The sequence below is a fragment of the Acidovorax sp. SUPP950 genome (assembly GCF_030158935.1).
Taxonomy (GTDB): domain Bacteria; phylum Pseudomonadota; class Gammaproteobacteria; order Burkholderiales; family Burkholderiaceae_C; genus Paracidovorax.
On sequence record NZ_BQXE01000023.1, the window covers coordinates 1 to 588 of the forward strand.

Annotated in this window: 1 protein-coding gene; it reads left to right on the top strand. The window is 69.2% G+C overall.

The window, feature by feature from the left end:
• The coding region (locus AVME950_RS24255) for a type VI secretion system Vgr family protein (RefSeq protein ID WP_284431733.1) at positions 1–588 on the top strand (588 nt) is incomplete at both ends.

Genomic DNA, 588 nt, shown 5'->3' on the forward strand with positions numbered 1-588 from the left:
ACGAAATCTACGAATGGCCGGGCGGCTACACCGAATTCGGCGACGGCGAAGCCTATGCCCGGGTGCGGCTGCAGGAAAGCCTCACCGGGCACAGCACCGTGCGGGGCCAGTCGCGCCACCGGGCGCTCGCCCCGGGCTACACCTTCACGCTGGAGAACTACCCGCGCGAGGACCAGAACCAGGCCTACCTGCTCACCGGCCTGGAATACCACTTCAAGGAAAACCCCCAGGTCAGCGCTGCCGCGCCGGGCCCCAAGGGCACGGCGCAGGAAGAAGGCTCGTTCCAGCGGTTCACCCTGCTGGCCCAGCCCACCAGCGTGCCCTACACCCCCGCGCGCACCACGCCGAAACCCAGGACCACCGGCCCGCAGACCGCCGTGGTGGTCGGCCCGCCGGGCGAGGAGATCTGGCCCGACCAGTACGGGCGCGTCAAGGTGCAGTTCCACTGGGACCGGGTGGGCGCCATGAACGAGAACTCCAGCTGCTGGGTGCGGGTCTCCAGCAGCTGGGCCGGCTCCGGCTTCGGGGCCCTGTTCATCCCGCGCATCAACATGGAAGTCGTGGTCGACTTCCTCAATGGCGACCCGG